The sequence below is a fragment of the Brevibacterium gallinarum genome (assembly GCF_014836885.1).
Classification (GTDB): Bacteria; Actinomycetota; Actinomycetes; order Actinomycetales; family Brevibacteriaceae; genus Brevibacterium; species Brevibacterium gallinarum.
Map to the genome: position 1 here is coordinate 1 of NZ_JACSPY010000017.1, position 26,060 is coordinate 26,060.

General features: G+C 68.4%; 23 protein-coding genes. 13 read left to right on the top strand and 10 right to left on the bottom strand.

All coding sequences use genetic code 11. The annotated features are described in order from the left end of the window. Positions 1–640 precede the first annotated feature (640 nt). Complete coding sequence (gdhA, locus tag H9634_RS12680; protein WP_225210943.1) at positions 641–1,978, top strand: NADP-specific glutamate dehydrogenase; 1,338 nt, start codon at positions 641–643, stop codon at positions 1,976–1,978. 88 nt (positions 1,979–2,066) lie between these two features. Here gdhA and H9634_RS12685 read toward each other — a convergent pair whose 3' ends face one another. After that, a complete protein-coding gene (locus H9634_RS12685; RefSeq protein ID WP_191727110.1) occupies positions 2,067–2,609 on the bottom strand; it encodes a flavin reductase family protein in 543 nt (180 codons plus the stop codon). 41 nt (positions 2,610–2,650) lie between these two features. Here H9634_RS12685 and H9634_RS12690 point away from each other — a divergent pair, with 41 nt between their 5' ends. Beyond that, on the top strand, positions 2,651–2,911 hold the full coding sequence (locus H9634_RS12690) for a DUF3039 domain-containing protein (protein WP_165883404.1): 261 nt from the start codon (positions 2,651–2,653) through the stop codon (positions 2,909–2,911). Further along, the gene (locus H9634_RS12695) at positions 2,912–4,711 is read left to right on the top strand and encodes a DEAD/DEAH box helicase (RefSeq protein ID WP_191727112.1); all 1,800 of its coding nucleotides are present in this window, start codon (positions 2,912–2,914) and stop codon (positions 4,709–4,711) included. It abuts the gene before it with no gap. A 100-nt stretch (positions 4,712–4,811) separates the two neighbouring features. On the opposite strand, the gene H9634_RS12700 is transcribed toward H9634_RS12695, so the two are convergent. Further along, positions 4,812–6,161 carry a nicotinate phosphoribosyltransferase gene (locus H9634_RS12700; protein WP_191727114.1) on the bottom strand — a complete coding sequence of 450 codons (1,350 nt, stop codon included), beginning with the start codon at positions 6,159–6,161 and terminating at the stop codon, positions 4,812–4,814. A gap of 67 nt (positions 6,162–6,228) precedes the next feature. Between H9634_RS12700 and clpS the strand changes: the two genes are divergently transcribed. The 5 genes from clpS (at position 6,229) to rdgB (ending at position 9,570) form a co-directional block, all read left to right on the top strand. Beyond that, complete coding sequence (gene clpS / locus H9634_RS12705; RefSeq protein ID WP_175294998.1) at positions 6,229–6,546, top strand: ATP-dependent Clp protease adapter ClpS; 318 nt, start codon at positions 6,229–6,231, stop codon at positions 6,544–6,546. Positions 6,547–6,562: 16 nt separating this feature from the next. Next, positions 6,563–7,216: a DUF2017 family protein gene (locus tag H9634_RS12710; RefSeq protein ID WP_175294290.1), complete on the top strand. Its 654-nt coding sequence runs from the start codon at positions 6,563–6,565 to the stop codon at positions 7,214–7,216. Positions 7,217–7,235: 19 nt separating this feature from the next. After that, positions 7,236–8,069, top strand: a complete 834-nt coding sequence (locus H9634_RS12715; RefSeq protein WP_318245112.1) for an MBL fold metallo-hydrolase — start codon at positions 7,236–7,238, stop codon at positions 8,067–8,069. A gap of 74 nt (positions 8,070–8,143) precedes the next feature. Further along, complete coding sequence (gene rph, locus H9634_RS12720; protein WP_191727116.1) at positions 8,144–8,878, top strand: ribonuclease PH; 735 nt, start codon at positions 8,144–8,146, stop codon at positions 8,876–8,878. Positions 8,879–8,946: 68 nt separating this feature from the next. Beyond that, positions 8,947–9,570, top strand: a complete 624-nt coding sequence (rdgB, locus tag H9634_RS12725; protein ID WP_191727118.1) for an RdgB/HAM1 family non-canonical purine NTP pyrophosphatase — start codon at positions 8,947–8,949, stop codon at positions 9,568–9,570. Here rdgB and H9634_RS12730 read toward each other — a convergent pair. Then, positions 9,537–10,448 (bottom strand): CPBP family intramembrane glutamic endopeptidase, encoded by a 912-nt coding sequence (locus tag H9634_RS12730; RefSeq protein WP_225210938.1) that lies wholly within the window; start codon positions 10,446–10,448, stop codon positions 9,537–9,539. The genes rdgB and H9634_RS12730 overlap by 34 nt on opposite strands. A 212-nt stretch (positions 10,449–10,660) precedes the next feature. Between H9634_RS12730 and H9634_RS12735 the strand changes: the two genes are divergently transcribed. From H9634_RS12735 to H9634_RS12755, 5 genes are all read left to right on the top strand, one after another. Next, a complete protein-coding gene (locus H9634_RS12735) occupies positions 10,661–12,172 on the top strand; it encodes an ABC transporter substrate-binding protein (protein WP_191727122.1) in 1,512 nt (503 codons plus the stop codon). An 86-nt stretch (positions 12,173–12,258) separates the two neighbouring features. Further along, the gene (locus H9634_RS12740; RefSeq protein WP_191727124.1) at positions 12,259–13,206 is read left to right on the top strand and encodes an ABC transporter permease; all 948 of its coding nucleotides are present in this window, start codon (positions 12,259–12,261) and stop codon (positions 13,204–13,206) included. After that, positions 13,203–14,048 carry an ABC transporter permease gene (locus tag H9634_RS12745; RefSeq protein WP_191727126.1) on the top strand — a complete coding sequence of 282 codons (846 nt, stop codon included), beginning with the start codon at positions 13,203–13,205 and terminating at the stop codon, positions 14,046–14,048. Before H9634_RS12740 ends, H9634_RS12745 begins: the two co-directional genes overlap by 4 nt. A gap of 1 nt (position 14,049) precedes the next feature. Further along, entirely contained in the window at positions 14,050–15,840 is a 1,791-nt protein-coding gene (locus H9634_RS12750) for a dipeptide ABC transporter ATP-binding protein (RefSeq protein WP_191727202.1), read from the top strand. Between the two features lie 18 nt (positions 15,841–15,858). Beyond that, positions 15,859–17,253: an amidase gene (locus H9634_RS12755; RefSeq protein ID WP_191727128.1), complete on the top strand. Its 1,395-nt coding sequence runs from the start codon at positions 15,859–15,861 to the stop codon at positions 17,251–17,253. Positions 17,254–17,262: 9 nt separating this feature from the next. On the opposite strand, the gene H9634_RS12760 is transcribed toward H9634_RS12755, so the two are convergent. From H9634_RS12760 to H9634_RS12790, 7 genes are all read right to left on the bottom strand, one after another. Continuing rightward, complete coding sequence (locus H9634_RS12760) at positions 17,263–17,871, bottom strand: TetR/AcrR family transcriptional regulator (RefSeq protein ID WP_191727130.1); 609 nt, start codon at positions 17,869–17,871, stop codon at positions 17,263–17,265. Positions 17,872–17,950: 79 nt separating this feature from the next. Beyond that, positions 17,951–19,708, bottom strand: coding sequence for an ABC transporter ATP-binding protein (locus H9634_RS12765; RefSeq protein WP_191727132.1), 1,758 nt, complete (start codon positions 19,706–19,708; stop codon positions 17,951–17,953). Beyond that, on the bottom strand, positions 19,705–21,570 hold the full coding sequence (locus H9634_RS12770; protein WP_191727133.1) for an ABC transporter ATP-binding protein: 1,866 nt from the start codon (positions 21,568–21,570) through the stop codon (positions 19,705–19,707). Before H9634_RS12770 ends, H9634_RS12765 begins: the two co-directional genes overlap by 4 nt. 184 nt (positions 21,571–21,754) lie before the next feature. Beyond that, entirely contained in the window at positions 21,755–22,669 is a 915-nt protein-coding gene (locus H9634_RS12775) for an ABC transporter permease (RefSeq protein ID WP_191727135.1), read from the bottom strand. Next, positions 22,666–23,505, bottom strand: a complete 840-nt coding sequence (locus H9634_RS12780; RefSeq protein ID WP_191727137.1) for an ABC transporter permease — start codon at positions 23,503–23,505, stop codon at positions 22,666–22,668. Before H9634_RS12780 ends, H9634_RS12775 begins: the two co-directional genes overlap by 4 nt. Beyond that, positions 23,502–24,464, bottom strand: coding sequence for an ABC transporter ATP-binding protein (locus H9634_RS12785; RefSeq protein ID WP_318245113.1), 963 nt, complete (start codon positions 24,462–24,464; stop codon positions 23,502–23,504). Before H9634_RS12785 ends, H9634_RS12780 begins: the two co-directional genes overlap by 4 nt. A gap of 102 nt (positions 24,465–24,566) precedes the next feature. Further along, positions 24,567–25,949 (bottom strand): proline-rich domain-containing protein, encoded by a 1,383-nt coding sequence (locus H9634_RS12790; RefSeq protein ID WP_191727139.1) that lies wholly within the window; start codon positions 25,947–25,949, stop codon positions 24,567–24,569. Between the last annotated feature and the right edge of the window lie 111 nt (positions 25,950–26,060).

The following is a 26,060-nucleotide window of genomic DNA, read 5'->3' on the forward strand; positions in this document are numbered from 1 at the left end:
AACCCGGAAGCTAAGCCTGCCAGCGCTGATGGTACTGCACTCGACAGGGTGTGGGAGAGTAAGACACCGCCGCAATTTCACATAGAGAAAGTCGAGCCCGGGTTGAGCACTGCTCCCCGGGCTCGCACTTATTCACCACCCTTGCCACGGTCTGCGAGGCTGAATCACCGCTCCGCCGAGTCGTTCGAGGCGCCTGAGGCCCCGGCGGCGGTCTGAGGCATTCTGCGCATCGGCCGTGCTGCTGATGATGAACAGCGCTGCGACGCGGCCGCTGCACGAGCTCGTGCGTGGGTGTGCTCGGATCGCCGTGGGTCTCTCTGCCATCGTCCTGCGGGATGCACTGCCGTCGTCCTGCGGCATGCACTGCCGTCGCCCTGCAGGATATGAACGGTGCGCGCAACTGGGTGCATGATTTCTCATTGTCTTGCAGGTCTATGCAGGCCGTGTCCGGAATTCGGAACGCTGTTTCCGCGGTCGGCTCGCCGCGCTGGACTCCACGGCGTCTCGTCATGCAGTCCTTTGACCTGCTGTTTTGCCTCGATCGCGGGCGCCGGCTGATCGTGCTGAGGGCCGTCGAAGATCCAGAATCCGACCCACTGCACGGACCATCGCGTGCAACACTTACAATCGACTCATGTCATTGCACCCGAATCTACAGCCACTGTTCGACACCGTGCTGCGCCGCAACCCCGGCGAGTCCGAGTTCCACCAGGCTGTCCACGAAGTCCTGCATTCGCTTGGTGCTGTCGTCGACAAGCATCCCGAGTTCCTCGCCCTCGCCGCTGTTGAGCGGCTCTGCGAGCCCGAACGGCAGATTATATTCCGCGTTCCATGGGTCGATGACAACGGGGAAGTCCAGATCAACCGCGCCTACCGTGTCGAGTTCAACTCCGCCCTCGGCCCCTATAAGGGCGGCCTCCGGTTCCACCCGACCGTCAGCTCCGGCATCATCAAGTTCCTCGGCTTCGAACAGACCTTCAAGAACGCACTGACCGGCATGCCGATCGGCGGCGGCAAGGGCGGCTCCGATTTCGACCCCAAGGGCAAGTCCCGCCTGGAGATCATGCGGTTCTGCCAGTCGATGATGACCGAGCTCTACCGGCACATCGGCGAATACACCGACGTGCCGGCCGGTGACATCGGCGTCGGCGAAGAGGAGATCGGGTTCCTCTTCGGCCAGTTCAAGCGCATCACCAATCGCTACGAAGCAGGAGTCCTCACCGGCAAGGGCCTCGGCTACGGCGGCTCGATGGTCCGCACCGAAGCCACCGGCTTCGGAACCGTGTTCTTCGTTCGCGAGATGCTCAAAGAGACCAACCGGACGATCGAAGGCAAATCCGTCGTCGTCTCCGGTTCCGGAAACGTCGCCGTCCACGCCGCCCAGAAAGCTCAGGAGCTCGGTGCCACTGTCATCGGCGTCTCGGACTCCTCAGGCTTCGTCCACGACCCCAAGGGCATGGATATCGCGCTGCTCAAGCAGGTCAAGCTCGTCGAGGGCGAGAGGGTCGGCGAATACGCCAAGCGGCGAGAGAGCGCACGGTTCGAAGAAGGCGGCAACGTGTGGTCGATCAAGACCGACGTGGCGCTGCCGTGCGCCACCCAGAACGAGCTCAACGGCGAATCGGCGCAGATGCTCGTCGGCAACGGCGTGCGCGTCGTCGCCGAGGGCGCGAACATGCCCTGCACCCCTGAAGCCGTGCGGATCTTCCGCGACAACAAGGTGCTCTTCGGTCCCGGCAAGGCAGCCAACGCCGGCGGCGTGGCCACCAGCGCCCTGGAGATGCAGCAGAACGCCTCACGCGACAGCTGGGACTTCGACTTCACCGAGCACAAACTCGATGAGATCATGACCGGCATCCACGAACGCTGCGCTTCAGCAGCAGACGAATACGGCCAGCCCGGCGACCTCGTCACCGGCGCGAACATCGCAGGCTTCGTCCGCGTCGCCGAAGCGATGCACAGCCTCGGCGTAGTCTGAGCCGCGGAGCCGTCTGAGCGTCGGCATCGTCTGAACCTTGCGCGTCGCACAGCGCCGGTGCCTGCAGGGCACCGGCGCTGCGTGCATCTCAACGGCCGGTGACGGTCCCGTAACCGTCCTGCCAGCGCGCCAGCGGCCGTGCCCCGACCGTCTCAGCACAGCCGCTCACCTCACCGACGACGAGCGTGTGCGTGGCGACTTCCAGGCGGGCAGCGATCCGGCAGTCGAACACCGCAGCGGCACCGGCGATATAGGGCACCCCCGACGGCGCCGCTGCCGTCGGCACCGCATCGAGCACTCCGTACAGCGGCTGGCCGGGCTCCCCGAGCCACTGGGCGACGTTCTTCTGCTCTGCTGCCAGCACGCTGATCGTCATCGCCTCGGCGATCTCCAGGGACTCCATCATCCGGGAACCGGAGTAGATGCTCACCGCCATCGTCGGCGGATCATAGGAGACGTCGAGGAACGAATCGACGGTGATCGCATGCGGCTGCCGGCCGCGCAGGCACGTCACCACCGCCACCGGCCGGACCATCTGCCCGGCGACGCGCTGGTAGGTGCGGATGAGTTCCTCGCCAGTCGGCGCCTCGGGCGCGGGGGAGAAGGAGAGGAGTGCGTCACTGTCGGCCATGCCGATTAGTCTAGCCAGCGACCAGCGCTAGAATGGTGGCTATGTCCGACACGATGCCCGCAACCGGTGGCGCCGCCACGATCGAGCGCCAGACACAGGACCAGCTTGCTGAGCCCGGCGATCACGAGCGGTTCTCGCACTACGCGCCGAAGGCCAAGATCATGGAGTCCATGGTCACCGGCACCCCGCTGATCGCGCTGTGCGGAAAAGTGTGGATCCCCACCCGCGATCCTGAGCGCTTCCCGGTCTGCCCGAAGTGCAAGGAGATCTACGAATCGATGCCTGAAGGACCGCAGGAGTAAATGTCGGGTCCGACACGGATCCCAGGAACTTCAGCAGCCGAACACCTCTCACCAGCCTTTCCCGAACGCGCCGCGTGGGGAACGGCCGGCAAACTGCGTGCCTGGCAGGCCGAAGCCCTGGAACGCTACTTCGATACGGAGCCGCGCGACTTCCTCACCGTCGCGACCCCGGGAGCCGGCAAGACGACCTTCGCGCTCCGGCTGGCAGCCGAGCTGCTCGCCCAGCGCAAAGTCGACCGGATCACCGTCGTCGCCCCGACCGAGCATCTCAAGACCCAGTGGGCCGATGCCGCCTCGCGCGTGGGCATCCGGATCGACCCGAACTTCAAGAACTCCCAGGGCCGCCACGGCAAGGAGTTCCACGGCGTGGCTGTCACCTACGCGCAGGTCGCTGCGAAGCCGGTGCTGCACCACAACCGCACCGCGGCCGCCCGCACGCTCGTGATCCTCGATGAGATCCACCACGCCGGTGACGCCCTGTCATGGGGTGACGCCGTGCGCGAGGCGTTCGGCCCAGCCCGGCGCCGGCTCGCCCTGACCGGTACGCCGTTCCGCTCGGACACCGCTGCGATTCCGTTCGTCGAATACGTCCCCGACGAGGAGGGCATCCGCACCTCGAAGGCCGACTACACCTACGGCTACGCCCAGGCGCTCAAGGACGGCGTCGTCCGCCCGGTGCTGTTCATGACCTACTCCGGTGAGATGCGCTGGCGCACCAAGGCCGGTGACGAGATGTCGGCAGTGCTCGGCGCCGAGGCGACGAAGGACATCCACGCCCAGGCCTGGCGGACCGCGCTCAACCCGAAGGGCGAATGGATCCCTGCGGTGCTCAAAGCCGCTGACCTGCGACTGTCCGAAGTCCGGCGCAGCGTGCCCGATGCCGGCGGCCTCGTCATCGCCACCGACCAGGAGGTCGCCCGCGCATATGCCAAGCAGCTGCGCGAGATCTGCGGCGAACCGGTCACCGTCGTGCTGTCGGACGAAGAGGGCGCCTCGAAGCGGATCGAGGAGTTTCAGAACTCCGAGCGCCGCTGGATGGTCGCCGTGCGGATGGTCTCCGAAGGCGTTGACGTACCCCGTCTGGCCGTCGGCGTGTACGCGACCTCGTCCTCGACCCCGCTGTTCTTCGCCCAGGCGATCGGCCGCTTCGTGCGCGCCCGGCGCCGCGGTGAGACCGCGTCGATCTTCCTGCCCTCCGTGCCGATCCTGCTGGCCCTGGCCAATCAGCTCGAGCTCCAGCGCGACCACGCCCTCGACCGCCGGCCCGACCCCGACGCCGAGGACGAGGTCGTCTTCGACGATGAGGCGCTCGCTGCGGCCAATGCCTGCGAATCGGCCTCCGATGACCTGCTCGGCTCCTATGAGGCGCTGGACTCGCAGGCCTCATTCGACCGGGTGCTGTTCGACGGTGGCGAGTTCGGCTCCGGCGGCATGATCGGCTCCGAGGACGAACTCGACTTCATCGGCATTCCCGGCCTGCTCGAACCCGAACAGGTCACCGAGCTCCTGCGCACCCGCCAGGCCGAGCAGACGAAGCGGCGAGCCCGCTCAGGAGCGACGAACCAGACGGCGGTGCCGACCGCGGAGCTGGCCGAACACGATCACCGGCTGCTGAAGGAAGAGCGCAGCAAACTGCAGACGATGGTCGGAGCGTGGGCCAGGCGCACGGGCAAGCCGCATGCCGCCATCCACGTCGACCTGCGCAAGGCCTGCGGGGGACCGCCGGTCGCTGAGGCAAGCCGAAAGGAGATCCAGGCCCGCATCACCAAGCTGCAGGCCTGGTTCGTCGGCCGCCGCTGAAACGGGCCGCCGCTGAGATCGGCCGGCGCTGAAACGGGCCGCCGCTGAGACGGGCCGCTGCTGCGCGGCCAGGGGCAGCGCAGCAGACCGGTACCTCGTCTCAGGCGCTGTAGAAGACAGTCGGGATCGCCGGCTCGCCGGCCTGCAGCCGGTGCGCGGTGCGCGGCAGCTCAGCCATCGAGGCGGCGTGACGCTCACGGGCACGCTGCACCCCCTCGGGACCGGTGTACGCATGGTCGATCTCACCGCCGGTGACCAGCGGCACCTGCAGCGGACGGGCCTCGAGGTCATCAGGCAGCTCCAGACGCGGGATGCCGATCGCCTCCTCGACAGCGATCGTGCCGTCGATGATGCGCGCGGCCTCCTTCATCCCACCGGTCGACGACTTCCCGGCCGCCTTCTTCTGCACCGACACCCACTCGCCTGCGTCATCGCTGTGAGCGACGAGCTTGTAGACCAGGCTCGCCGTCGGCGCGCCGGAGCCGGTGACGACCCGGGTGCCGACGCCGTAGGCATCGACCGGAGCGGCTGCCAGGCCGGCGATCGCGTACTCGTCGAGATCGCTGGTGACGGTGATCCGCGTGTTGATCGCCCCGAGCGCGTCGAGCTTCTCGCGCACCTCCGCAGCCTGGATGCCGAGGTCACCGGAGTCGAGCCGGACCCCGCCGAGCTCGGTGCCGGCGACCTCGATGGCGGTCGTGAGCGCCTCATCGACGTCATAGGTGTCGAGCAGCAGGATCGTATCGGAGCCGAGCGACCGGACCTGGGCTTCGAACGCCTCACGCTCGGAATCGTGGATGAGCGTGAAGGAGTGCGCGGCAGTGCCGACGGTCGTCAGCCCGTAGCGGCGCCCGGCCTCCAGGTTCGACGTCGAGGTGAAGCCTGCGACGACAGTCGCCCGGGCAGCGGCGACGGCCGACTGCTCGTGGGTGCGGCGCGAGCCCATATCCACGCACGGCCGCGAGCCGGCGACCCGGCTCATCCGCGAGGCCGCCGAGGCGACTGCGGAATCGTAGTTGAGAGCCGAGAGGATCATCGTCTCCAGCACCACCGCCTCGGCGAAGGTCGCCTCCACGCTCAGCAGCGGTGAGCCGGGGAAGTACACCTCGCCCTCGGCGTACCCGCGGATGTCACCAGAGAACCGGAAGTCAGCCAGCCAGTCCAGCGTCGTCGAATCGACGACCTTTCTCGACTCGAGGAACTGCAGCTCCTCGGACGTGAACGTGAAGTCGGCGAGCATCTCGAGGATCCGGCCGGTGCCGGCGACCACCCCATAGCGGCGCCCGGCCGGCAGCCGGCGCCCGAAGGCCTCGAAGATGCTGCGGCGCTCAGCGCGGCCCGAGTCGAGCGTGGCCTGCAGCATGGTGAGTTCATAATGGTCGGTCAGCAGCGCCGTCGACGGGCGGAACGGGGCAGAACCCCGCGGGGAAGCCGGTGTGAGATCACTCATAGGAACGATGATAGGCCACTGCAGGATTACTGGGTGAACCATGAATTCGCCTACAGTGAAAGGCGTGATGTCAACCGGCGACTCATCCCAAGCGGTGATCGATCCCCAGGCTGAGACTCTGCATGAGACTCGGCCGGATGCGCCGTGGGCATGCATCGTGATGAATGACCCGGTCAATCTCATGAGCTACGTGACGTACGTATTCCAGAGCTATTTCGGATACTCGCGTGCGAAGTCCGAGAAGCTCATGCTCGAAGTCCACGAACTCGGCCGCAGCGTCGTGGCCACCGGCAGCCGCGAGCAGATGGAGCGCGACACCGCCGCCATGCACGGCTTCGGCCTGTGGGCCACCTGCCGGCCCGCCCCGACCGGTGGTGAGGTGTGAGCCCGGAGGGCCGCTGATGAAGATCCACTCGACTGCGCGTGCCTTCGCCGTGCTCGACCTCGAACCCGGCGAGAAGCACATCTTCCGCTCCCTGCTCTCCGACGTCGCCGTCATGCTCGGCGGCGAGGACGAGCTCGATGCACCCGCCGGTGAACCGGAGGCCGACGCCGCGCCCGAGGCGGGGGAGAGCGGCGCACGCGAGGTCAGCGCCGATGACCTCGCCCGGCTGGTCGGCATCTCGACGGCCGAACGGCCCGAGGACCCGGCCGTGCTGCGGCTGCTGCCCGACGTCGACGGCGATGACGCCGAACGCTCAGCGGAGTTCCGCAGGCTGACCGAACACGACCTGCGCGAATCGAAGCTCGCCAACATCCGCATCGCCCTGTACGACCTGTCGCTGACCGGCCGGATCGAACTGGACGAAGCGCACACGCGGGCCTGGTCGATGGCGCTCAACGACGTCCGGCTCGTGCTCGCCACCCGGATGAGCATGGCCAGCGAATCCGATGTCGAAGACCTCTACGCCCGGGAGGCCGCCGATGAGCTCGATGACCAGCAGGCCACGATGCTCACCGTCTACGACTTCCTCACCTGGGCGCAGGAGCGTCTGACGTCGATCCTGCTGTCCGGCCTCGGCCCCGGCGCAGCCGACGAGGAGGAACACGCCTGATGGAGGAGGAACAACAGGCATGATGCGACTGACCGCAATCGGCACCTCGGGCTCCTTTGCCGGGCCCGCCTCGGCTGCCAGCTGCTACCTGCTGGAGGCCGCCGTCGATCACCGGGAGTACCGGGTCGTCATCGACCTGGGATCCGGGGCGCTCGGCGCGCTGCAGAACTACGTCGACCCCAGCAGCCTCGATGCCGTCGTGCTGTCCCACCTGCACCCCGATCACTGCCTCGACGTCACCGGGCTCTACGTCTACCGCAGCTACGACCCGAAGTACTTCAACTGCGGCGACGCCCACACCGACACCGGCGCGATCCGCGCCTCCCTGCCCGTCTGGGGTCCGGCCGGCACGCACGAGCGCCTGGCAGCGGCCTACCACACTGAGCCGGGCCTGAGCCCGGTCGCAGGCCAGTCGCACCCGACGGACCTGTCGACGGTGTTCGCCTTCCACGACCTGACCCCCGGAGCCTCCTTCACCATCGGGCCGCTGACGATCACCGCGTTCCTCGTCGAACACCCCGTCGAAGCCTATGCGCTGCGCATCGAGGACCAGGCCGGCCACGTCATCACCTACTCCGGTGACTCCGATGAGTGCGACGGCCTCGTCGAAGCCGCCCGCGTCGCCGACGTGTTCGTCTGCGAGGCCGCCTTCCAGGAGGACCGCGACGCCGCCCGCGGCATCCACCTCACCGGCCTGCGCGCCGGCCGGGTCGCCGATGCTGCTGGGGCGAAGAACCTCGTGCTCACCCACATCCCGCCGTGGACCGACGCCTGCATGGTCCGCGCCGAAGCCGCCGCCGAATTCTCCGGGCCGATCGAACTCGCCCGCCCCGGCAACACCTGGCAGCTGTAGCCTGAAGACATACGGCCGCCGCTCCCACCTCCGGCGCGGCGGCCAGCCCCACCCGCCTCGCACAAGGAGACCCCATGACCCGTCCTGACGGCCGCGCCCACGACGAACTGCGCGAGGTGCGCATCACCCGCGACTGGCTCACCCACGCTGAAGGCAGCGTGCTCATCGAGTTCGGCGACACCCGCGTGCTGTGCGCGGCCTCCCTGACCGAGGGTGTGCCCCGCTGGCTCAAGGGCTCCGGCCGCGGCTGGGTCACCGGCGAATACGCGATGCTGCCCAGGGCCACCCACGACCGCAGTCCGCGCGAATCCGTCAAAGGCAAGATCGGTGGTCGCACGCATGAGATCTCCCGGCTCATCGGCCGGGCCCTGCGTGCCGTGGTCGACATGGACAAGCTGGGGGAGAACACCATCCAGCTCGACTGCGACGTCCTCCAGGCCGACGGCGGCACCCGCACCGCAGCCATCACCGGCGCCTACGTCGCACTGGCCGACGCGATCGACACCGGCCGGTCCCGCGGCTGGATCCCCGCCGCTGCCGAACCGCTGACCGACTCGATCGCTGCGATCAGCGTCGGGATCGTCGACGGCGCCCCCGCCCTCGACCTGCCCTATGTCGAGGACTCGGCAGCCGATACCGACATGAACGTCGTGATGACCGGCTCCGGCCGATTCGTCGAGATCCAGGGCACCGCCGAACAGCAGGCCTTCGACCGCTCCGAACTCGACACCCTCCTCAGCCTTGCCGAGACCGGCTGCGCGCGCTTGACCGAACTGCAGCGCGAGGCCCTCGACCGCCCGCGCAGCTGACGGCCGCTGCCGACCGACCGGCCGGCCGGCCGACTGACCCACTGACCGCCTGATCGACAGGAGCCTGCATGTTCGAGCGCATCGTCATCGCCACCCGCAATGAGGGCAAGCGGAAGGAGCTCGAAGAGATCCTGCGTGACGGCCTCGACCGGCCTATCACAGTGCTCACCGCCGCTGACGTCGACCTGCCCGAGGTCGTCGAGGACGGGGTGACCTTCGCCGCCAATGCTGAGCTCAAGGCCCGTTCGGCAGCCGCGCACACCGGGCTGCCGGCGATCGCCGATGACTCGGGGCTGGCCGTCGACGTGCTCGGCGGGGCACCGGGCATCTTCTCAGCCCGCTGGTCCGGACGTCACGGTGACGACGTCGCCAACTACGAGCTGCTGCTCGCCCAGCTGGCCGATGTACCCGATGAGCACCGGCAGGCCGCGTTCTGCTGCGCAGCCGTGTTCGTCGACCCCGCCCAAGGGCCAGCGCCCGAGGCGGTGGTCGCCGAAGGACGGATGACCGGAAGGCTCGGCCGGGAGCCGGTCGGCGACCACGGTTTCGGCTACGACCCGATCTTCTACCCCGACGGTCATGATGTGACCGCAGCCCAGCTCAGCGCTGCAGAGAAGAACATGATCTCCCACCGCGGTGCAGCGCTGCGCAGTCTCGCTCAGCTGCTCGCCGCACGATCTTCCGGCAACTGAGTGCCGGCACGCTGATCGTCTGAGCTGACCGGAACGACAGGGTCGGCAGGGGCCGCCGGATCGAAGCCAAGCCGGCCGCCGGTGAGCACGATCCCGATGAGCGCCAGCGCGCTCATGCCGAGTGCCGCCGGCCATGTCGTGGCCGTCGCCCCCGTCAGCCCACCGGCGGTCAGCATCGCCCAGTTGAGCCCGTTGTGCGCCAAGACAGCGGGCAACAGCGACCCCCGCGAGCCGTTGAACACCCAGGACATGACGACCGACAAGGCGAGGATGAGCAGCAGGTAGGCGATGCAGTAGCCGATCCCGCTGCGTGCGGTGTCCCACTCGGCGGTCGCGAACAGCGGGGCATGCCAGAAGCAGTGGATGAACCCGAGGATGACGGCGGCGGCGAGCGGATGATGCCGGCGCTGCAGCAGCGGCAGGGTGACACCGCGCCAGCCCGGCTCCTCCTGCAGCGGCCCGCCGAGCAGGAACAGGAGATAGCTGCCGACGAGGAACACCACAAGGAACCCGCCGCCGAAGTCCGCTGCCGGATCGACGCCGAAGACGAGGAGGCAGCCGACCCCGGCGGCAAGCGGAATCGCGATGAGCGCCAGAGCGTAGCAGCGGCCGCGCACCCGGAACCGCACAAGCGAGGCCAGCAGACGCGCGAGACCCGCACGTCCGGAGCGCACGCCGGTGACGACGAGGGCTGCGGCGAACGGCCCGGCGAAGAGGCCGAGCTGATTGATGCCGGTGACCGCCGCATACGGCAGCTCATAGGGCAGCAGGCCCACACCGTTGCGCGCCAGCCACCATGGGCTCCACGCCAGCCATGAACCGGCATAGGCCAGGACCGTGAACGCCAAGAGCGGGGATGAGCGAATCCAGGCTGACATCATGAGGATCCCGTCGTGAGGATGAGCGGACTCACCCCAGCCTAACCCGCACCTGCGTGTTCAGCGGCCGGCAGCAAGGCGAGGACCGCCTCGGGCGCGGATGTGGAACAGGACACACTGCGAGACGATCTCTCAGCCGGCGTTGAGCGTCCGTTAAGGTGAATCCAGGCCCGCGGGGCCGGTCACCACTACACACGAGACTCGAGGGAAACATGACGCGACGACTCACTGCATGGGCGGCAGCACTGGCCGCCGTTGTGCTCACCGCCACCGGCTGCAGCGCAGGAGCCGGCAACAACGGCTCAGGCGGGGAGGAGAAGCGCACCGACATGGTCGTCGCGCACACCGCCGAGCCGGTCAACCTCGACTTCACCACCACCGGCGGTGCGGCGATCCCGCAGGCACTGATGGAGAACGTCTACGAATCGCTCGTGCGCATCGACCAGGACGGCGAACTCAAGCCCGCGCTCGCCGAATCGTGGGACGTCTCCGAAGACCGCAAGACCTACACCTTCCACCTGCAGCACGGGGTGACGTTCTCCAACGGCGACGAGCTGACCTCCGCCGATGTGAAGTTCTCCTATGAGCGGGTCAACTCCGATGCCTGGACCAACGGACTCAAAGCCAAGATGGCCGTCATCGACTCGATCGACACCCCTGACGACGCGACCGTCGAGATCACGCTGACCGACCCCTCGAACGGCTGGCTGTACGACCTCGCCAGCGCCGTGGGCGCGGTGTTCAGCGAAGACGCCGTCGACGACCTGGCGAACAAGGCCGTCGGCACGGGCCCGTATGAGGTGCAGTCCTTCACCCGCGGTCAGGAGATCGTCTACGCAGCCCGCGAGGACTACTGGGGCGGGCAGCCGAATCTGGAGACGGTGACCTTCAAGTACTACAAGGACCCCGTCGCCGCAGTCAACGCCGTGAAGTCCGGCGAAGTCGACGTGCTCGCCAGCCTGCAGGCCCCCGAACTGGCTGGCGACTTCGAATCACCCGATGACTACCAGGTCGTCGAGGGCACCACGAACGGCGAAGTCGTGCTGTCGATGAACAACGCCGAGGGCATCTTCGCCGACAAGAAGGCCCGTGAGGCCGTCCTCTACGCCATCGACGAGCAGGCCATCCTCGACACCGCCTGGGGCGGCTACGGCACCCTCATCGGCGGGATGGTCCCACCGACCGCCCCCTATTACGAGGACCTCACCGACGTGTACCCGCACGATGTCGACAAGGCCCGGGAGCTCGTCAAGGAGGCCGGCATCGAAGGGGAGTCCTTCACCTACACCGTGCCCAACCTGCCCTACGCCACCGCGGTCGCCGACATCGTCGTCTCCCAGCTCGAAGAGGCAGGGCTGAAGCCGAAGATCGAGACCCAGGAGTTCCCGGCGGTGTGGCTGGAGAAGACCTTCACTAACCACGACTACGACATGTCGGTCATCAACCACGTCGAGGCCAACGACATGCTCACCGTGTTCGGCGACGGCTACTACACCGGCTATGACTACTCCCAGATCGAAGACGCCGCGAAGAAGGCCGACACCGGCACCGAGGAGGAGTACGTCTCAGGCATGAAGGACGTCGCCCGCACGATCACCGAGGACGCCGCGGCCGGATTCCTGTTCCTGTTCCCCAACCTCATCGTCGCTGACGCCAAGGTCGAGGGACTGCCGGAGAACTTCGTCTCTGATTCCTTCCCGATCGCCACACTGGCCTGGAAGTGACCCTGGCGGGCCGGTAGCCCCGGCCCGCCCCGCTCATCTGACCCGCAGCCCCGGCCCCGCGCGGCTGCGGTCCACAAGGAGGTGGCATGGCCGGATACCTCATCCGCCGGCTGCTGCAGTTCGCGGTCACCGCCGCGGCTGCCTCGGTCATCGTGTTCCTGCTCATGCAGGTGCTGCCCGGCAACGCTGCCCAGGTGGCGTTGGGCACCAACGCCACCCCCGAGGCGGTGGCCCAGCTCGAGCGCACGTACGGTCTCGACCGGCCGCTGCCGGTGCAGTACCTCGACTGGATCTCCGGCATGCTCACCGGCGACTTCGGCACCTCCTATGTCACCCGCGCACCGATCACCCCGGTCATCGCCGACTCCATCCAGGTCACCCTCATCATCGTCATCGCCTCGATGGCCGTCGCCCTGCTCATCGCCGTGCCGCTGGGTTCGCTGGCTGCGGTGTTCCAGAAGCGCACGCTCGGCACCGCGATCTCAGCGGCCAGCCAGGTCGGCATCGCCGTGCCGAACTTCCTGGCCGCCATCATCCTCATCATGATCTTCTCCTTGGGCCTCGGCTGGCTCCCCTCCAGCGGCTGGGCCGCCCCGATCGAGGGCTTCGGCCGGTTCCTCGCCCGGCTGGCCCTGCCGGTGCTGGCGCTGGCGCTCGTGCAGGCGGCGATCCTCACCCGCTACGTCCGGTCGGCCGTGCTCGAGGTGATGCGCGAGGACTTCCTGCGCACCGCCCGCGCCAAAGGGCTGACGAAGACGCAGGCGCTCGTGCGCCACGGGCTGCGCAACGCCGCCATCCCCGTCGTCACCGTTGCCGGCATCCAGCTGGCCACGATGCTCATCGGCGCCGTCGTCATCGAACAGGTCTTCGTCATCCCCGGCATGGGCTCCGAACTCGTGCGGGCTGTGGCCAACCGCGACCTCGTCACCGTCCAGGGCATCGTCATGGTCCTCGTGGTGCTCGTCCTGCTGCTCAACCTCATCGTCGACCTGCTCTACACCGTCCTCGACCCGCGCGTCAGGAGGGCCGCATGACCACCCGTCTCGTCGCCAGCCGCCGCAGGGCCGACGCCTCGCTCGTCATCGGCATCGTGCTCATCGGCATCGTCATCGGCATGGCGCTCGTGTCGTATCTGTGGACGCCGTACAACCCCACCCAGGCGATGCCCGCTGACCGACTGCAGGGCATGTCAGCCGACCACATCTTCGGCACCGACCGGTACGGCCGCGACACCTTCACCTGGATCATGTACGGCGCGCGCATCACCCTGCTCGTCGGCGTCGTCTCCGTCGCCATCGCCGCCCTCATCGGGGTGCCGCTGGGTGTGCTCGCGGGGATGACCCCCTACGGGTGGCTGTCCGGTCTCATCATGCGCGGCAACGACCTGCTGCTGGCCTTCCCGGCCCTGCTGCTGGCGATCGTGTTCTCCGCCGTGTTCGGTCCCGGCACCGGGCCGGCGATGGTCGCCCTCGGCATCGCCTCGATCCCCGGCTTCGCTCGTGTCGCCCGGTCCGGGACCCTGCAGGTGATGAGCACCGAGTACATCATGGCCGCCCGCGCGGCCAACCGCCGGATCGGCCCGATCGCCGTGTTCCACGTGCTGCCCAACATCGCCGGCATGATCATCGTGCAGGCCTCCGTCGCCTTCGCCCTGGCGATCCTCGCCGAGGCGGGGCTGTCCTTCCTGGGCCTGGGCACCCAACCGCCGACCCCATCCTGGGGCCGGATGCTGCAGGAGTCCCAGCAGTACCTGTCCTCCCATCCGATGCTCGCCCTGTGGCCGGGCCTGTTCATCGCCGCCGCTGTGCTCGGCTTCAATCTGCTCGGCGACGGGCTGCGCGACCGCTTCGACCCGAAGCTGAAAGGACGTGACTGACATGCCCGCCCACGCCAGCGCCGCCGCTCCGCCGGCACCGGTGAGCAAACGCAGCCTGCTCGAGGTCACCGACCTGTCGATCACCACCGCGCAGACCACGCTCGTGCACCCGACATCGTTCACCATCGCCCCCGGCGAGCGGGTCGGGCTCATCGGCGAATCCGGGTCCGGGAAATCGCTCACCGCCTCAGCGGTCATGGGCCTGCTGCCCGAGGAGCTCACCGCCACCGGGTCGATCACCCTCGCCGGCACTGAGGGCGATCTGCTTGAGCGCTCCGACCGGCAGATCGCCCGGCTGCGCGGGCTGAACATGTCGATGGTCTTCCAGGAGCCGATGAGTGCGCTCAACCCGCTCATGCGCGTCGGCGCCCAGGTTGCTGAGGTCATGCGCATCCACCGCACCCAGTCGAAGACCGACGCGGCGAGGCGCGCGATCGACCTGCTGGGCCTCGTCCAGCTGCCCGACCCGCAGGCCACCGCCCGGGCGTACCCGCACCAGCTCTCCGGCGGGCAGCGGCAGCGGGTGATGCTTGCGATGGCGCTGGCGAACGACCCGCAGCTGCTCATCTGCGATGAGCCGACCACCGCCCTCGACGTCACGGTCCAGCGGCAGGTCCTCGACCTCGTGCTGAACGCGGTGACCACCTCGGACACGGGGCTGCTGTTCATCACCCACGATCTGGCCGTCGTGGCCAGAGTGTGCGAGAAGGTCATGGTGATGTACCACGGCGAGATCGTCGAAGCCGGTGCCACCGAGCAGATCTTCACCGACCCGCAGCACGACTACACCCGCGGGCTGCTCGCCGCCTCCGACCTGACGGCCACCGACGACGACGGCCGGCTCTTCACCATCGCCACCGCCCGCGCCTACGATGCCGCCCGGCTCAGCCGGGCACGCTTCACCCCGCCCGAGGCGCAGGTCACCGGCGAACAGCAGGTCGCCACCGCCTCGGGAACGGCCAACGACCCGGGAGCGCAGGAGCAGGCGCCGCTGATCGAGATCGAGGGCCTGCACAAGACCTATCAGCGCACGAAGTCCGGGCTGTTCAGCAGGGCTGACACCGTCGATGCGCTCACCGATGTGACGCTGAGCATCCGGGCCGGGCAGCGGTTCGGGATCGTCGGCGAATCCGGGTCCGGCAAGTCGACGCTGCTCAGGATCCTCTCCGGCCTCGAGCCGCTCACCAGCGGGTACGTGCGGGTCGGGGACTGCGAGATCGCCTCGGCCAGCCAGGCGCAGCTGCGGGCGATGCGCGAGGAGCTGCAGATCGTCTTCCAGGATCCGTTCGCCAGCCTCGACCCGCGCATGCAGGTCGCCGACATCGTCGCCGAACCGCTGGTGGCCATGGGCGTGCCGGCAGCCCAGCGGCGGGAGAAGGTCAGCGAGACGCTCGAGGCCGTCGGCCTCGACGCCTGCAGCCGCGCCCGGTATCCGCACCAGTTCTCCGGCGGGCAGCGCCAGCGCATCTCGATTGCGCGTGCGCTCGTGTGCCGCCCGCGGATCCTCGTCGCCGATGAACCGGTCTCCGCTCTCGACGTCTCCGTCCGCGCCCAGGTGCTCAACCTGCTCACCGACCTCGTCGAGGACTACGAGCTCACCCTCGTGTTCGTCTCCCACGACCTCGGAGTCGTGCGCCACCTGTGCTCCGACGTCGTCGTCATGAAGGACGGCCGGATCGTCGAATCCGGCGACGTCGCCTCGATCTACGACCACCCGCAGCACGAGTACACCGCCTCACTCGTCGCCGCCACACCCACACTCGCCGCCGCCCTCGATGAGCGGGCCGGCTGAGAGCACGGAAGGACCGCCATGGACACCACGCTCGCCGATGCCAGCGCCGCCGAACTGCGCGCCGCCTACGCCGCAGGCCGCACCGACCCGGTCGCGGTGCTCGACGCCGTCAAGGAGCGCGTCGAGACATGCGAACCTACGGTCAACGCGCTGTGGCACACCGACTTCGACTCCGCCCGGCAGGCGGCCGAGGCGGCAGCGGCCCGCTGGCAGGCAGGCGCGCCGCGCTCGGATCTCGACGGAGTGCCGGTGACGATCAAGGAGAACATCGCCTGGGCCGGCGTCGGGATGCCCGGCGGCCACAATGCCGGCGAACCGATCGTCGCCGAGGCCAACGCCCCGATCACCGACCGGCTGCTCGAGGCCGGTGCAGTGCTCTTCGCCTCCACCGTCATGCCCGACTGGGGAATGCTGTCCTCGGGAGTGTCCTCCCGGCATGGCATCACCCGCTCACCGCTGAACCCCGAGCTCACCACCGGCGGGTCGTCGTCTGGCGCCGGCGCGGCTGCCGCGGCCGGCTACGGGCCGATCCACATCGGCTCCGACATCGGCGGGTCGATCCGCCTGCCGGGCACCTGGCTGGGACTGGCGACCCTCAAACCGAGCTTCGGACGGGTGCCGCTCTCAGCTCCCTACCTGGGCCGGTGCGCAGGCCCCCTGGCCCGCCGCTTCAGCGACGTCATCGACGCGATGGAGGTGATCGGCCGGCCCGATGACCGCGACTACTCCCAGCTGCCGGCGACCGCGGACAGCTACCGGGATGAGGACTTCGACGTCGCCGGGCTCAAGGTCGCGGTGCACACCGATGCCGGGTGCGGCAGTGCGACCGATCCCGAGGTGGCCGCCGCCGTCGATGCCGCCGCTGCGGCCCTCGAGAGTGCTGGGGCCAGCGTCGAGCGGATCACCCCGTTCATGGACCAGGAGCTGCTCATCGATATCGACCGGTTCTGGCGGGTGCGCTCCTGGGCGGACTTCAAAGCCCTCGACGATGCCGACCGGCGCAGGATCCTGCCCTATGTCGCCCAGTGGTGTTGGGCCGGGGCCGATATCTCAGCGACCGAGCTGCTGCGCTGCTACCACGCGATCCAGGAGATGCGCCGGCGCACCGTCGAAGCCACCGCAGGCTATGACTTCGTGCTCTCACCGGTCGCACCGATGGCCGCGTTCCCGGCCGACTGGCCGATGCCGTTCAACGACGCGACCCAGCCGATGCAGCACATCTCGTTCACCGTGCCCTACAACATGTCCGAACAGCCCGCCTCCTCCGTGCCGGCCGGCTACACGGCTGATGGCCGGACGATCGGGCTGCAGGTCGCAGGCCGCCGGTTCGACGACCGCGGGGTGCTCAGCCTCTCGGAATGGTTCGAATCCGCACTCGAGGTGCCCACCGCCTCGCGCACGGTGGGTGTCTGAACCATCTGCTCAGGTCGGTGACCAGCCGGATTCGAGGCCGGTGATGATGAAGCCGATCTTGCGTTCGAGGTAGCCGCGTTCGGTCGCCGAGGGCTCGGCCATGAACGGTGAACTGCCGGTGGCATGCTCGGTGCTTCCGGTGTCCTTCGGGCTGCGCATCGCAGTGATGCTCATATGCGTGGTCGCGACAGTGTCGCCGAGGAAGTCGAGAGCGAAGACGACGGTCTCACGCGACAGCGGGCAGCCGGAAGCCTGCACCGCATCGGCGAACCGGCTCAGCTGCCTCCACACCTCAGCATGCAGGTGCGGGGTGCCGATGACGGCCCGCGGCATGCCCGGGTGGGCTTCGCACAGATCCCACAGCGCCTCAGCGAAATCGCGCAGCTGCTGCTGCCACGAATGCTCGGGATCCGGCGGGCGCATGTCGGCTGCGACAGCGGCGAAGCTGAGCCGCAGCAGCTCATCGCGGCTGCTGACCACCCGGTAGAGCGCCGGCGGTGTGACGGACAGGCGGGCTGCGACCTGCGCCATCGTGAACTGGTCGATGCCGAGGTCGAGCGCTGCCGCCACCGCATCGCCGATGCTGAAGCGCGGGGCTGGACCGCTCTTCTTCGTCATGCGCACCAGGGTATCGGGTTCCCGTCCGGTCATGCGCGCGTGCCGGTCATGCGCGCGAGTCCGTCAGCCGCACGGCCGGTCACGCGCGCGGGCCGGTCAGCCGCCAGCCTGCGGCCTGTCTCCGGTGATCCCAGTAGCGGCGATAGGCGCCATCTGCGGCGTAGAGCTCGTCGTGTGTGCCGGTCTCGGCGATCGTGCCGTGGTCGGAGAGCGCGATGATCTGATCAGCGCGGGAGATCGTCGAGAGCCGGTGTGCGATGACGATGACCGTCGAGCGGCGTCGCAGCGCATCGATGCTGGCGAGCACATTAGCCTCATTCTGCGCATCGAGTGCGCTCGTGGCCTCGTCGAACAGGACGATCGGGGCCTGCTTGAGCAGCGCCCGGGCGATCGAGACGCGCTGACGCTCCCCGCCGGACAGTGCTCGCCCGCCCTCGCCGACCCGGGTCTGCCAGCCGCCGGGCAGCCGCTGAGCGATCTCGGTGACACCAGAGAGATCGGCGGCCTCGCGCACCGCTGCCTCGTCTGCATCAGGACGGCCGATGCGGATATTGGCTTCCAGCGTGTCGTCGAAGAGATAGACGTCCTGGAACACGATGCCCAGCTGGGCCATGAGCTGCTCGGTCGTCTGCACGTGCAGCGGTGTGCCCCCGACGGAGACGGTGCCGCTGTCAGCCTGCCAGAATCCGGCGATGAGCCGGGCGACCGTCGTCTTCCCCGAGCCCGATGGGCCGATGATCGCCGTCATCGTCGTCGGTGCGGCGGTGAAGCTGATATCGGTGAGCACCGGAGTGCCGGGCCGGTAGCCGAAGCTCACCTCGTCGAGGCGGACCTCGCCTGGCACCGGCAGGGAAGCTGCGGCCGGCGGTTCTTTCCGCACCGGAGTCTGCATGATCTCCAGCGCTCGCTCCATCGGCGGCATCGCCTGGACGACGGCCATGACGCTGTCGGCTGCGGACTGGAGGTTCTTCGTGAAGCGCAGGGCGAGTCCGACGAAGGTCACGGCTGCGGCTGCGGTGAGGAGATCGGCAGTCAGCAGCCAGGCAGTGGTGACGATGAGCCCGACGGTGATGACCTGCAGGGCGATATTGCTCAGCAGCACGCCGGCGGTCAGCAGCCACAGCTCGATGATCCGGGCGCGGTCGTTCGCGGCACTGGCGCGCATGAGCGGGGTGAAGGATCCTGCTCGGCCGGCTGCACGCAGTGCCGGCTGGCAGGCGGCGAACTCGACGATGCGGGAGGAGAGCTCATTCGTCGACGGCGCCTGGACGCGGTGTGCCCTCCGTGAGAGTCTCGTACCCCACCACAGCAGCAGGACCGCCAGCGGTGCGCTGATGAGGAAGACGAGACCCAGGCGCCAGTCCCACAGCCAGGTGCCGGCCGCGACCGCGACGACGGCCGTGCTCTGCCGGATGAGGGCCGTGACGGTGTGGGCGAGTGCCGAGGCGACGGTCATGAATTCGCTGGTCGTCAGGCGTGAGAGCTCACCGGCGCGCTGCCGGGTGAACCAGCCGATCGGAAGCATCGCGAGCCGATCGCCGAGCAGCCGGTGGGCGTTGCGGATGAGGTCACCGGCACCCAGGTAGCCGATGGTCGCCTCCACATAGCGGGTGATCGCGCCGGCCACGGCGACACAGGCCAGCACCCACAGCCATCCGGTGAAGCTGAGGCCGGCTGAGGCCGCGCCGGTGAGCAGCGCAGTGATGAGCGGCAGCAGCACGAGCAGTGCCGCGGCCTCGCACAGGCCGGCCAGAGCCGAGAAGAGCATCGCCCACGACAGTCGGCGCCGCCCGGCTGGCGTCATGAGATGGCGGGCAGAGCGCAGGAACGGGATCAACGGGCACCTCCGGAGGCCATGAGGGAGACGACGGCATCATCGGTGACGGCGCTGCCCGTCAGCCGCTCGGCGATGCGGCCGCGATCGAGCCGGATGATCTGGTCGACCCCGAGGACCGATTCGGGGCGGTGGGCGATGACGAGGACGGTCCGGCCGGTGACGAGGCCGGTGAGTGCCTGCTGGATCTCCGCCTCGGAGTCGGGGTCGGCGGCACTCAGCGCCTCGTCGAGGATGAGGATCGGCGCGTCAGCCAGCAGCGCCCGGGCGATCGCGATGCGCTGCTGCTGGCCGCCGGAGAGCTCCGTGTCACGCCCGATGACGGTGTCGAGCCCACCGGGCAGGGCGCGGATCTCTGCAGCGATCTGCGCCTGCTCAAGCGCCTGCCAGATCGCGGTGTCCCCGGCATCGGGGACGGCCAGACGCACATTCTCGCGGATGGTGTCGGTGATGAGCTGCGGGCTCTGCAGCACGAAGGACACCATGCGATACAGCTGCCCCGGCGGCAGCGAGCGGATTTCGCGGCCGCCGATGCGGATGGCGCCTGAGGTGGGATCGTAGAAGCGGGCGAGCATGAGGGCCAGCGTCGACTTGCCCGACCCCGACGGGCCGATGAGCGCGGTGACGGTGCCCGGCTCCAGCGTCAGGGAGACATCCGCGAGGGCGAGCGGGGCCTCGGCGTCGGCGCCATAGGAGAAGGACACGCCGTCGAAGCAGACGGTGCCCGGCACCTCGGGTGCAGGCGACCCGGCTGCGGGCACTGCAGAATCCGCAGGCGGGACGGCGGCGAGCTCCTCGGTCTCCAGCAGCGCGGACAGGCGCAGGGCAGCGGCACCGGCGGTCTGGTAGTGCCATACCGTGGTGCCCAGTGTCTGGATCGTGGCGGGCAGGATGAGTGCGATCATCGTGGTGGCGATGACATCGGCGGCGGTGACCGCCCCGGACGTCACGAGCAGTGAACCGAGCCCGGCGTTGAGGAGCACGAGGACCGGCACGCTGATCGCCGCTTCGCTGATCGCGGAGATGCGGATGAGCGGGCCGACCCAGGCCATGTAGAAGACACTGAAGTCGTCGGCGGCCCGGCGGTAGCGCTCGTGGGCGGTGCCGGTGCGGCCGAAGGCCTTGATGACGCCGATGCCATCGCAGAACTCGACGATCGCCGAGGCGACATGGCCGAGCTTCGTGTCCATCGCTGCGGTCTTGGCGCCCATGCCGCGCATGGTGAAGGCCTGGATCGCGAGGTAGACCGGGACCGCGGCGACCGCCAGCAGCCCGAGCCGCCAGTCGATGATGAAGGCGTAGACGGCAAGTGCGAGCGGAGTGACGACGGCGAGCATCTGCTCGACCGGGGCGTGTGCGACCAGCGTGTGCAGCGCCTTCGTGTCATCCTGCACAGCTTTGCGCACCTGGCCTGAGGTGTGCTCGCCGAACCAGGACAGCGGGGCACGGGCGATCCGCTCGATGATCCGCCGCCGCAGGATGACCTCCAGGCGCAGGTCGGCGAAATGGGTGATGAGCAGTGCGGCGAAGGTCAGCGTGGCCTGGAGGCTGACGCCGGTGAGGATCCAGACGACGATGGCGCTGACGCGTGCGGCGTCGACCGGTGCGCCGCTGAGCGCTGGCAGCACGGCGCGGCCGAGTTCGACGAGCGCGACGTAGGGGGCGACGGCCACGATGCCTGCCAGGGCACCGAGCAGGCGGCCGGTGAGCAGGCGGCCGCGCACCGGTGACAGCAGCTGGGCAAGGGCGGCACGGCCGCGTCTGTCCTTCTCGGCAGGGGATTCTTCAGGTGCGGGGATATCGGCGGCGGGGGTGGCCTCGGCAGCCGAGCTGCCGGGCGAAGCCGCCTCGAGGTGAGCGGTCATCGTCACTCTTTCTGGTCGGGTGAGCCTAACCTAACACTTAAGGGTGTTCACTGTTAAGTGAAGGGGCGCGCATGCGTGCTCATCCGATGGGCGGCGGCGGTGGCACGGGTGTGCAGACAGGCGACCCCCGCCTCGGGAGCGGTGACTGCCGCACGGGCAGGGTGCGAGCCGGTGGTGCCGGCGGTCAGCGCAGGAACAGCTTCTGCAGCCTCGTCGACGTCAGTGCCAGACCGATGACGATCATGCCGGCGAAGTAGACGATGTGGATCCAGGCCGAGCTGGTCGCTGCCCCGAGGATCGACAGGCGCATGAGCTCGACGCCGTGCCACAGCGGCAGCGCCTGGACCACCCACTGTACGGCGGCCGGGTAGACATCGATGGGGTAGAAGGTGGCGGAGAACAGGAACAGCGGCTGCAGGATGACGAAGATCCAGTCGAGCTGGTACCAGCCGGAGAAGAAGCTCGTGATCCCCATGCCGATTGCGGCGAACGCGAAGGCCATGAGCATCGCGACACCGAGTGCGGTGAGCGACCATGGGGAGGCGAGCAGCCCGAGGGCGAACATGACGGCGACGAAGCCACAGGCGTAGAGGAAGCCGCGGAAGACTGCCATGAGGATCTCACCGAGGGCCACGTCGAGCGGGCCGAGCGAGGTGGTGAGCATCGCCTCGTAGAGCCGGCCGTGCTTGAGGCGGAAGAACACGTTGACCGTTGAGTCCATGACCGCGCCGTTCATCGCCGAAGCGGCCAGCAGGGCTGGTGCGATATAGGCGGCATAGGAGATCGTGACGCCTGCGTACTTGACGCGGCCGATGAGCGAACCGAGCCCCAAGCCCATCGCCAGCAGATAGAGGATCGGCTCAAGCACTCCGGAGGCGACGAGGATGGAGTTATTGTGCCGGAAGACCTGCAAGCCGCGGGCGACGACAGCCCGGGCGTTGCCGGCGTAGAAGGCCCGCACCCGGCCCGGGCGCGGAGCGGCCAGTGCGCTGGCAGCAGTGCTGCCTGACGGTTCGCCGTCGGCTGGCAGGGCCTGCGTGTGTGGGCTGCGCGGACTGTGCGGACTGGGCGGGCGCTGTGGGCTGGGCGGCTGCGTCATGACGTCAGCCTCTGGGTGAACAGGCGCATCGCGACGAGCAGGCCGACGGCGCTGGGGATGAAGATGCAGGCGAGGTGCACGGCGATCATGACCCCGGGCATCGGCTGGTGATAGGACAGCAGCCGGCCGAGTTCGGTGGTGTGCCACAGCGGGGACAGCCAGCCGATCCACTGCACCGACAGCGGCAGGTTCGCCAGTGGGAAGAACGTGCCGGAGAACAGCATGAGCGGCATGACGACGACGCGCTGGATGAGCGCGAACTGACCGGAGTCGCGCGTGAGCGTGGCGGTGAAGGCCATGACCGGGAAGCCGAGCGCAGTCCCGCCCACGGCGGCCAGCGGGATCATGAGCCAGCCGGTGAGCGGGTTCGGCACGGCGTCGAAGACGAAGGCGATGATGAGGAAGTAGATCGTCGTGATCACAGCGACCCGGATGGCCGTCGCCAGGGCCGCGCCGAGCGCGATCTGCGCTGGGGTCAGCGTCGTGGCGGCTGCCGCCCAGTAGCCGCGGTTCCACCGGAACCCGGCCATCACCGGGTAGGTGGATTCCTCGACGGCGAACATCATCCCTGCTGTCGCCAGCATCGCCGGGGCGACGAAGAGCAGATACGGCACCCCGCCGACGCCGTCAGGCTGGGCGGAGTCGACGACCGTGCCCAGCCCCAGACCGAGGGAGAAGATGTAGAACACCGGGGTGAGCACCGTGACGGCCAGGGCCGTCTTGATGAACCGCAGGGAGAACAGCAGCTGCTTCTCGGCCACCAGCCACGGGCCGACCCGGCGCACCCTCTGGTGCTGGCCGGCATGCGTGCCGGGTGCGTCGATGCCGGTGCTCATTCGATGAGGCTCCGTCCGGTGAGCCTGAGGAACACATCCTCGAGGCTGGAACGGCGCACGAGCGCAGTCAGCGGAGCGAACCCGGCCTCCCGGATCGCGGCGAGTGCGGCGTCGCCGTCGCCGCTGTAGAGCAGCAGCCGGTCAGGCAGCACCTCGATGCGCTCGCAGTACCGTTCGAGCGCCGGGGCCTGCTCTTCGTTGCGGTCGATGCCGAAGCGCAGCTCGAGCACCTCGCGGGTCGAGTAGCGGCGGATGAGCTCGCTCGGCGCTCCCTCGGCCATGACCCGGCCGTGGTCGACGACGATGAGCCGGTCGCACAGCTGCTCGGCCTCATCCATGTAATGGGTCGTGAGCACGAGTGTGACGCCCTGCTGCTTGAGCCGGTAGAGCCGGTCCCACAGGATGTGCCGGGCCTGCGGGTCGAGCCCGGTGGTCGGCTCATCGAGCATGAGCAGGCTGGGATCGTTGACCAGCGACCGGGCGATCGTCAGCCGGCGCTTCATGCCACCGGAGAGCTCATCGACCCGGGCGCTGCGCTTTTCGCGCAGATTGGCGAAGTCGAGCAGCTCATCGGCCTTCGCCTTGGCGTAGGCGCGCGGGTACCCGAAGTAGCGGGCGTAGAAGACGAGGTTGTCGAAGACCGAAAGCTCCTCGTCGAGATTGTCCTGCTGGGGGATGACGCCGAGCCGAGCGCGGATCTGCGGGCCGTTGACGTTGGGATCGAGGCCGAGCACACTCAGCTGTCCGCCGGTGCGCGGCAGCGTCGCACCGATCATGCGCATCGTCGTCGACTTCCCGGCCCCGTTCGGGCCGAGAAGGCCGAAACTCTCACCAGGAGTGACGGTGAAGTCGATGCCGTCGACGGCGGCGAAGTCGCCGTAGCTCTTCGCCAGGCCCGAGGCGGAGATGACCGGCTCTGGTTCGCTCACCTGGCCGGCCGGGGACGTGTCTGCACTCACAGTCCACGACTGTACCACCGCCTCGGCGCCGGTCAGCCGGAGTCGAAACAGCTGACCTGACCGGCGATGTCGCAGGTCAGGTCGGCTGTGAGGGGTGCCAGGTCAGTAGAAGTCGACGGTGAGCTTGTCGCCGTCCATCTTGACCGAGCCGTTGGTCTCGAAGTCGACGGTGCCGTCCCAGCGGTAGCGGCCGTCCTTCGACTTGGCCTTCATCTTCATCTTCCCGACCTTGTCGGACTCGGTGTAGAAGGAGCCGCCGGAGCCGTCGGGACTGAGCATCGTGCGGATCGAGGGCATCTTCTCGATTGAGCGTTCGATGGTCTTCTCGTTGACCTTGTCGGCGGCTTCCTTGCCCTTGTCGTCATTCCAGCTGATGTTGACCATCGGGCAGCCGTCGACGGAGGTCTTCTTCTCCTTGGCACACTCCTTGACTTTGTCCTCGACCAGCTTCTTGACGTCGGTATCGAAGGCATCGGTGGCCTCGACGGAGAGCTTGACGGTCGCAGCCTGCGGGGCCTCCTCATCGGCGAAGCCGACGGTCGCATTGCCCTCAGCAGAGGTGATGTACTTGCTCTCCGGGGTCGAGACGTCGTAGCGGCCCGGCCAGACGGCGTACTCGACCCGGCCGGCCTCAGGGGTGAATTCCTGGCCGTTGATCGTCGAGCCGCTGATCGGCGGCACTTCGAGGGCGATCGTCGGCAGCACCGGCGGTTCGAGCTTCCACTTGTCGAAGAACATGCCCTGCCGGCCGTCCTTCGTCGCCGTGAGCACGAGGTCGTAGGGCTGCCCGCCGAGGGAGTACTGGGTGTGGATCTTCGCCGAATCGCCGTTGCGGGTGGTCTCGACGACCTTGGTGTCGGTGATCTTGTCCTGTGAACCGTCGACGATCGGCTGCACGAGGAGCTTTTCGCTGGCGCCGTCAGGGGCGGTGGCCTTGGTGATCTCGTTGGCCTTGTCCATGTTGCCGGCCTCGATCGCGGCGAGGTACTCCTCGGCGACCGTGTCCGGGCCGTACTTGTTGTTGTTCACGCTGCGTACGACGAAGAAGCCGACGAGCACGAGGATGAGGACGAGAGCGACAGCGCCCAGCGACAGGAACAGCGGCAGCTTCGACTTCTTCCCCTTCTGCTGCCCATCCGCCTGGTGCGGGCCACCGGGGCCGGGTGCATAACCGGGGGCAGGGGCCGGCTGCGGGACACTGCCGCCTGCCGGGCCCGAGGCGGCACTCGCCCCGCCCGTGGGGTTCGAGCCGATCGGTGCGGCGCTGTAGGTCGGACCCGTGTCCTGGGAACCACCCGAGTAAGGCCCCTGCGGGCTGCCGGAGTAAGGTCCCTGCGGTCCACCGGAGTAGGGCCCCTGGGGGCCGCCGGAGTAGGGCCCCTGGGGGCCGCCGGAGTTAGGGCCGGGTGCGCCGGCGCCGGACGAGCCGCCGGGACCGTGCGGCGGCTGAGGGGGCATCGGCGGGGGAGTAGGGCCGGAGTTCATATGCTTCGCAACCTTGTCTTCAGCGCTGGTGTACGACAATGACGCGGTCGGCGGTCAGCGCCGACGGTCACCGCGATAGTGGCTCACGCTACCACTTTAGTCGCAACACCC

Excerpts from the sequence above, each read along its gene's own strand:
- H9634_RS12685 (WP_191727110.1), bottom strand. The coding sequence starts at position 2,609 with ATGGCCGACAGTGACGCACTCCTCTCCTTCTCCCCCGCGCCCGAGGCG.
- H9634_RS12690 (WP_165883404.1), top strand. The coding sequence starts at position 2,651 with ATGTCCGACACGATGCCCGCAACCGGTGGCGCCGCCACGATCGAGCGC.
- H9634_RS12695 (WP_191727112.1), top strand. The coding sequence starts at position 2,912 with ATGTCGGGTCCGACACGGATCCCAGGAACTTCAGCAGCCGAACACCTC.
- H9634_RS12700 (WP_191727114.1), bottom strand. The coding sequence starts at position 6,161 with ATGAGTGATCTCACACCGGCTTCCCCGCGGGGTTCTGCCCCGTTCCGC.
- clpS (WP_175294998.1), top strand. The coding sequence starts at position 6,229 with ATGTCAACCGGCGACTCATCCCAAGCGGTGATCGATCCCCAGGCTGAG.
- H9634_RS12710 (WP_175294290.1), top strand. The coding sequence starts at position 6,563 with ATGAAGATCCACTCGACTGCGCGTGCCTTCGCCGTGCTCGACCTCGAA.
- H9634_RS12715 (WP_318245112.1), top strand. The coding sequence starts at position 7,236 with ATGATGCGACTGACCGCAATCGGCACCTCGGGCTCCTTTGCCGGGCCC.
- rph (WP_191727116.1), top strand. The coding sequence starts at position 8,144 with ATGACCCGTCCTGACGGCCGCGCCCACGACGAACTGCGCGAGGTGCGC.
- rdgB (WP_191727118.1), top strand. The coding sequence starts at position 8,947 with ATGTTCGAGCGCATCGTCATCGCCACCCGCAATGAGGGCAAGCGGAAG.
- H9634_RS12730 (WP_225210938.1), bottom strand. The coding sequence starts at position 10,448 with ATGTCAGCCTGGATTCGCTCATCCCCGCTCTTGGCGTTCACGGTCCTG.
- H9634_RS12735 (WP_191727122.1), top strand. The coding sequence starts at position 10,661 with ATGACGCGACGACTCACTGCATGGGCGGCAGCACTGGCCGCCGTTGTG.
- H9634_RS12740 (WP_191727124.1), top strand. The coding sequence starts at position 12,259 with ATGGCCGGATACCTCATCCGCCGGCTGCTGCAGTTCGCGGTCACCGCC.
- H9634_RS12745 (WP_191727126.1), top strand. The coding sequence starts at position 13,203 with ATGACCACCCGTCTCGTCGCCAGCCGCCGCAGGGCCGACGCCTCGCTC.
- H9634_RS12750 (WP_191727202.1), top strand. The coding sequence starts at position 14,050 with ATGCCCGCCCACGCCAGCGCCGCCGCTCCGCCGGCACCGGTGAGCAAA.
- H9634_RS12755 (WP_191727128.1), top strand. The coding sequence starts at position 15,859 with ATGGACACCACGCTCGCCGATGCCAGCGCCGCCGAACTGCGCGCCGCC.
- H9634_RS12760 (WP_191727130.1), bottom strand. The coding sequence starts at position 17,871 with ATGACGAAGAAGAGCGGTCCAGCCCCGCGCTTCAGCATCGGCGATGCG.
- H9634_RS12770 (WP_191727133.1), bottom strand. The coding sequence starts at position 21,570 with ATGACCGCTCACCTCGAGGCGGCTTCGCCCGGCAGCTCGGCTGCCGAG.
- H9634_RS12775 (WP_191727135.1), bottom strand. The coding sequence starts at position 22,669 with ATGACGCAGCCGCCCAGCCCACAGCGCCCGCCCAGTCCGCACAGTCCG.
- H9634_RS12780 (WP_191727137.1), bottom strand. The coding sequence starts at position 23,505 with ATGAGCACCGGCATCGACGCACCCGGCACGCATGCCGGCCAGCACCAG.
- H9634_RS12790 (WP_191727139.1), bottom strand. The coding sequence starts at position 25,949 with ATGAACTCCGGCCCTACTCCCCCGCCGATGCCCCCTCAGCCGCCGCAC.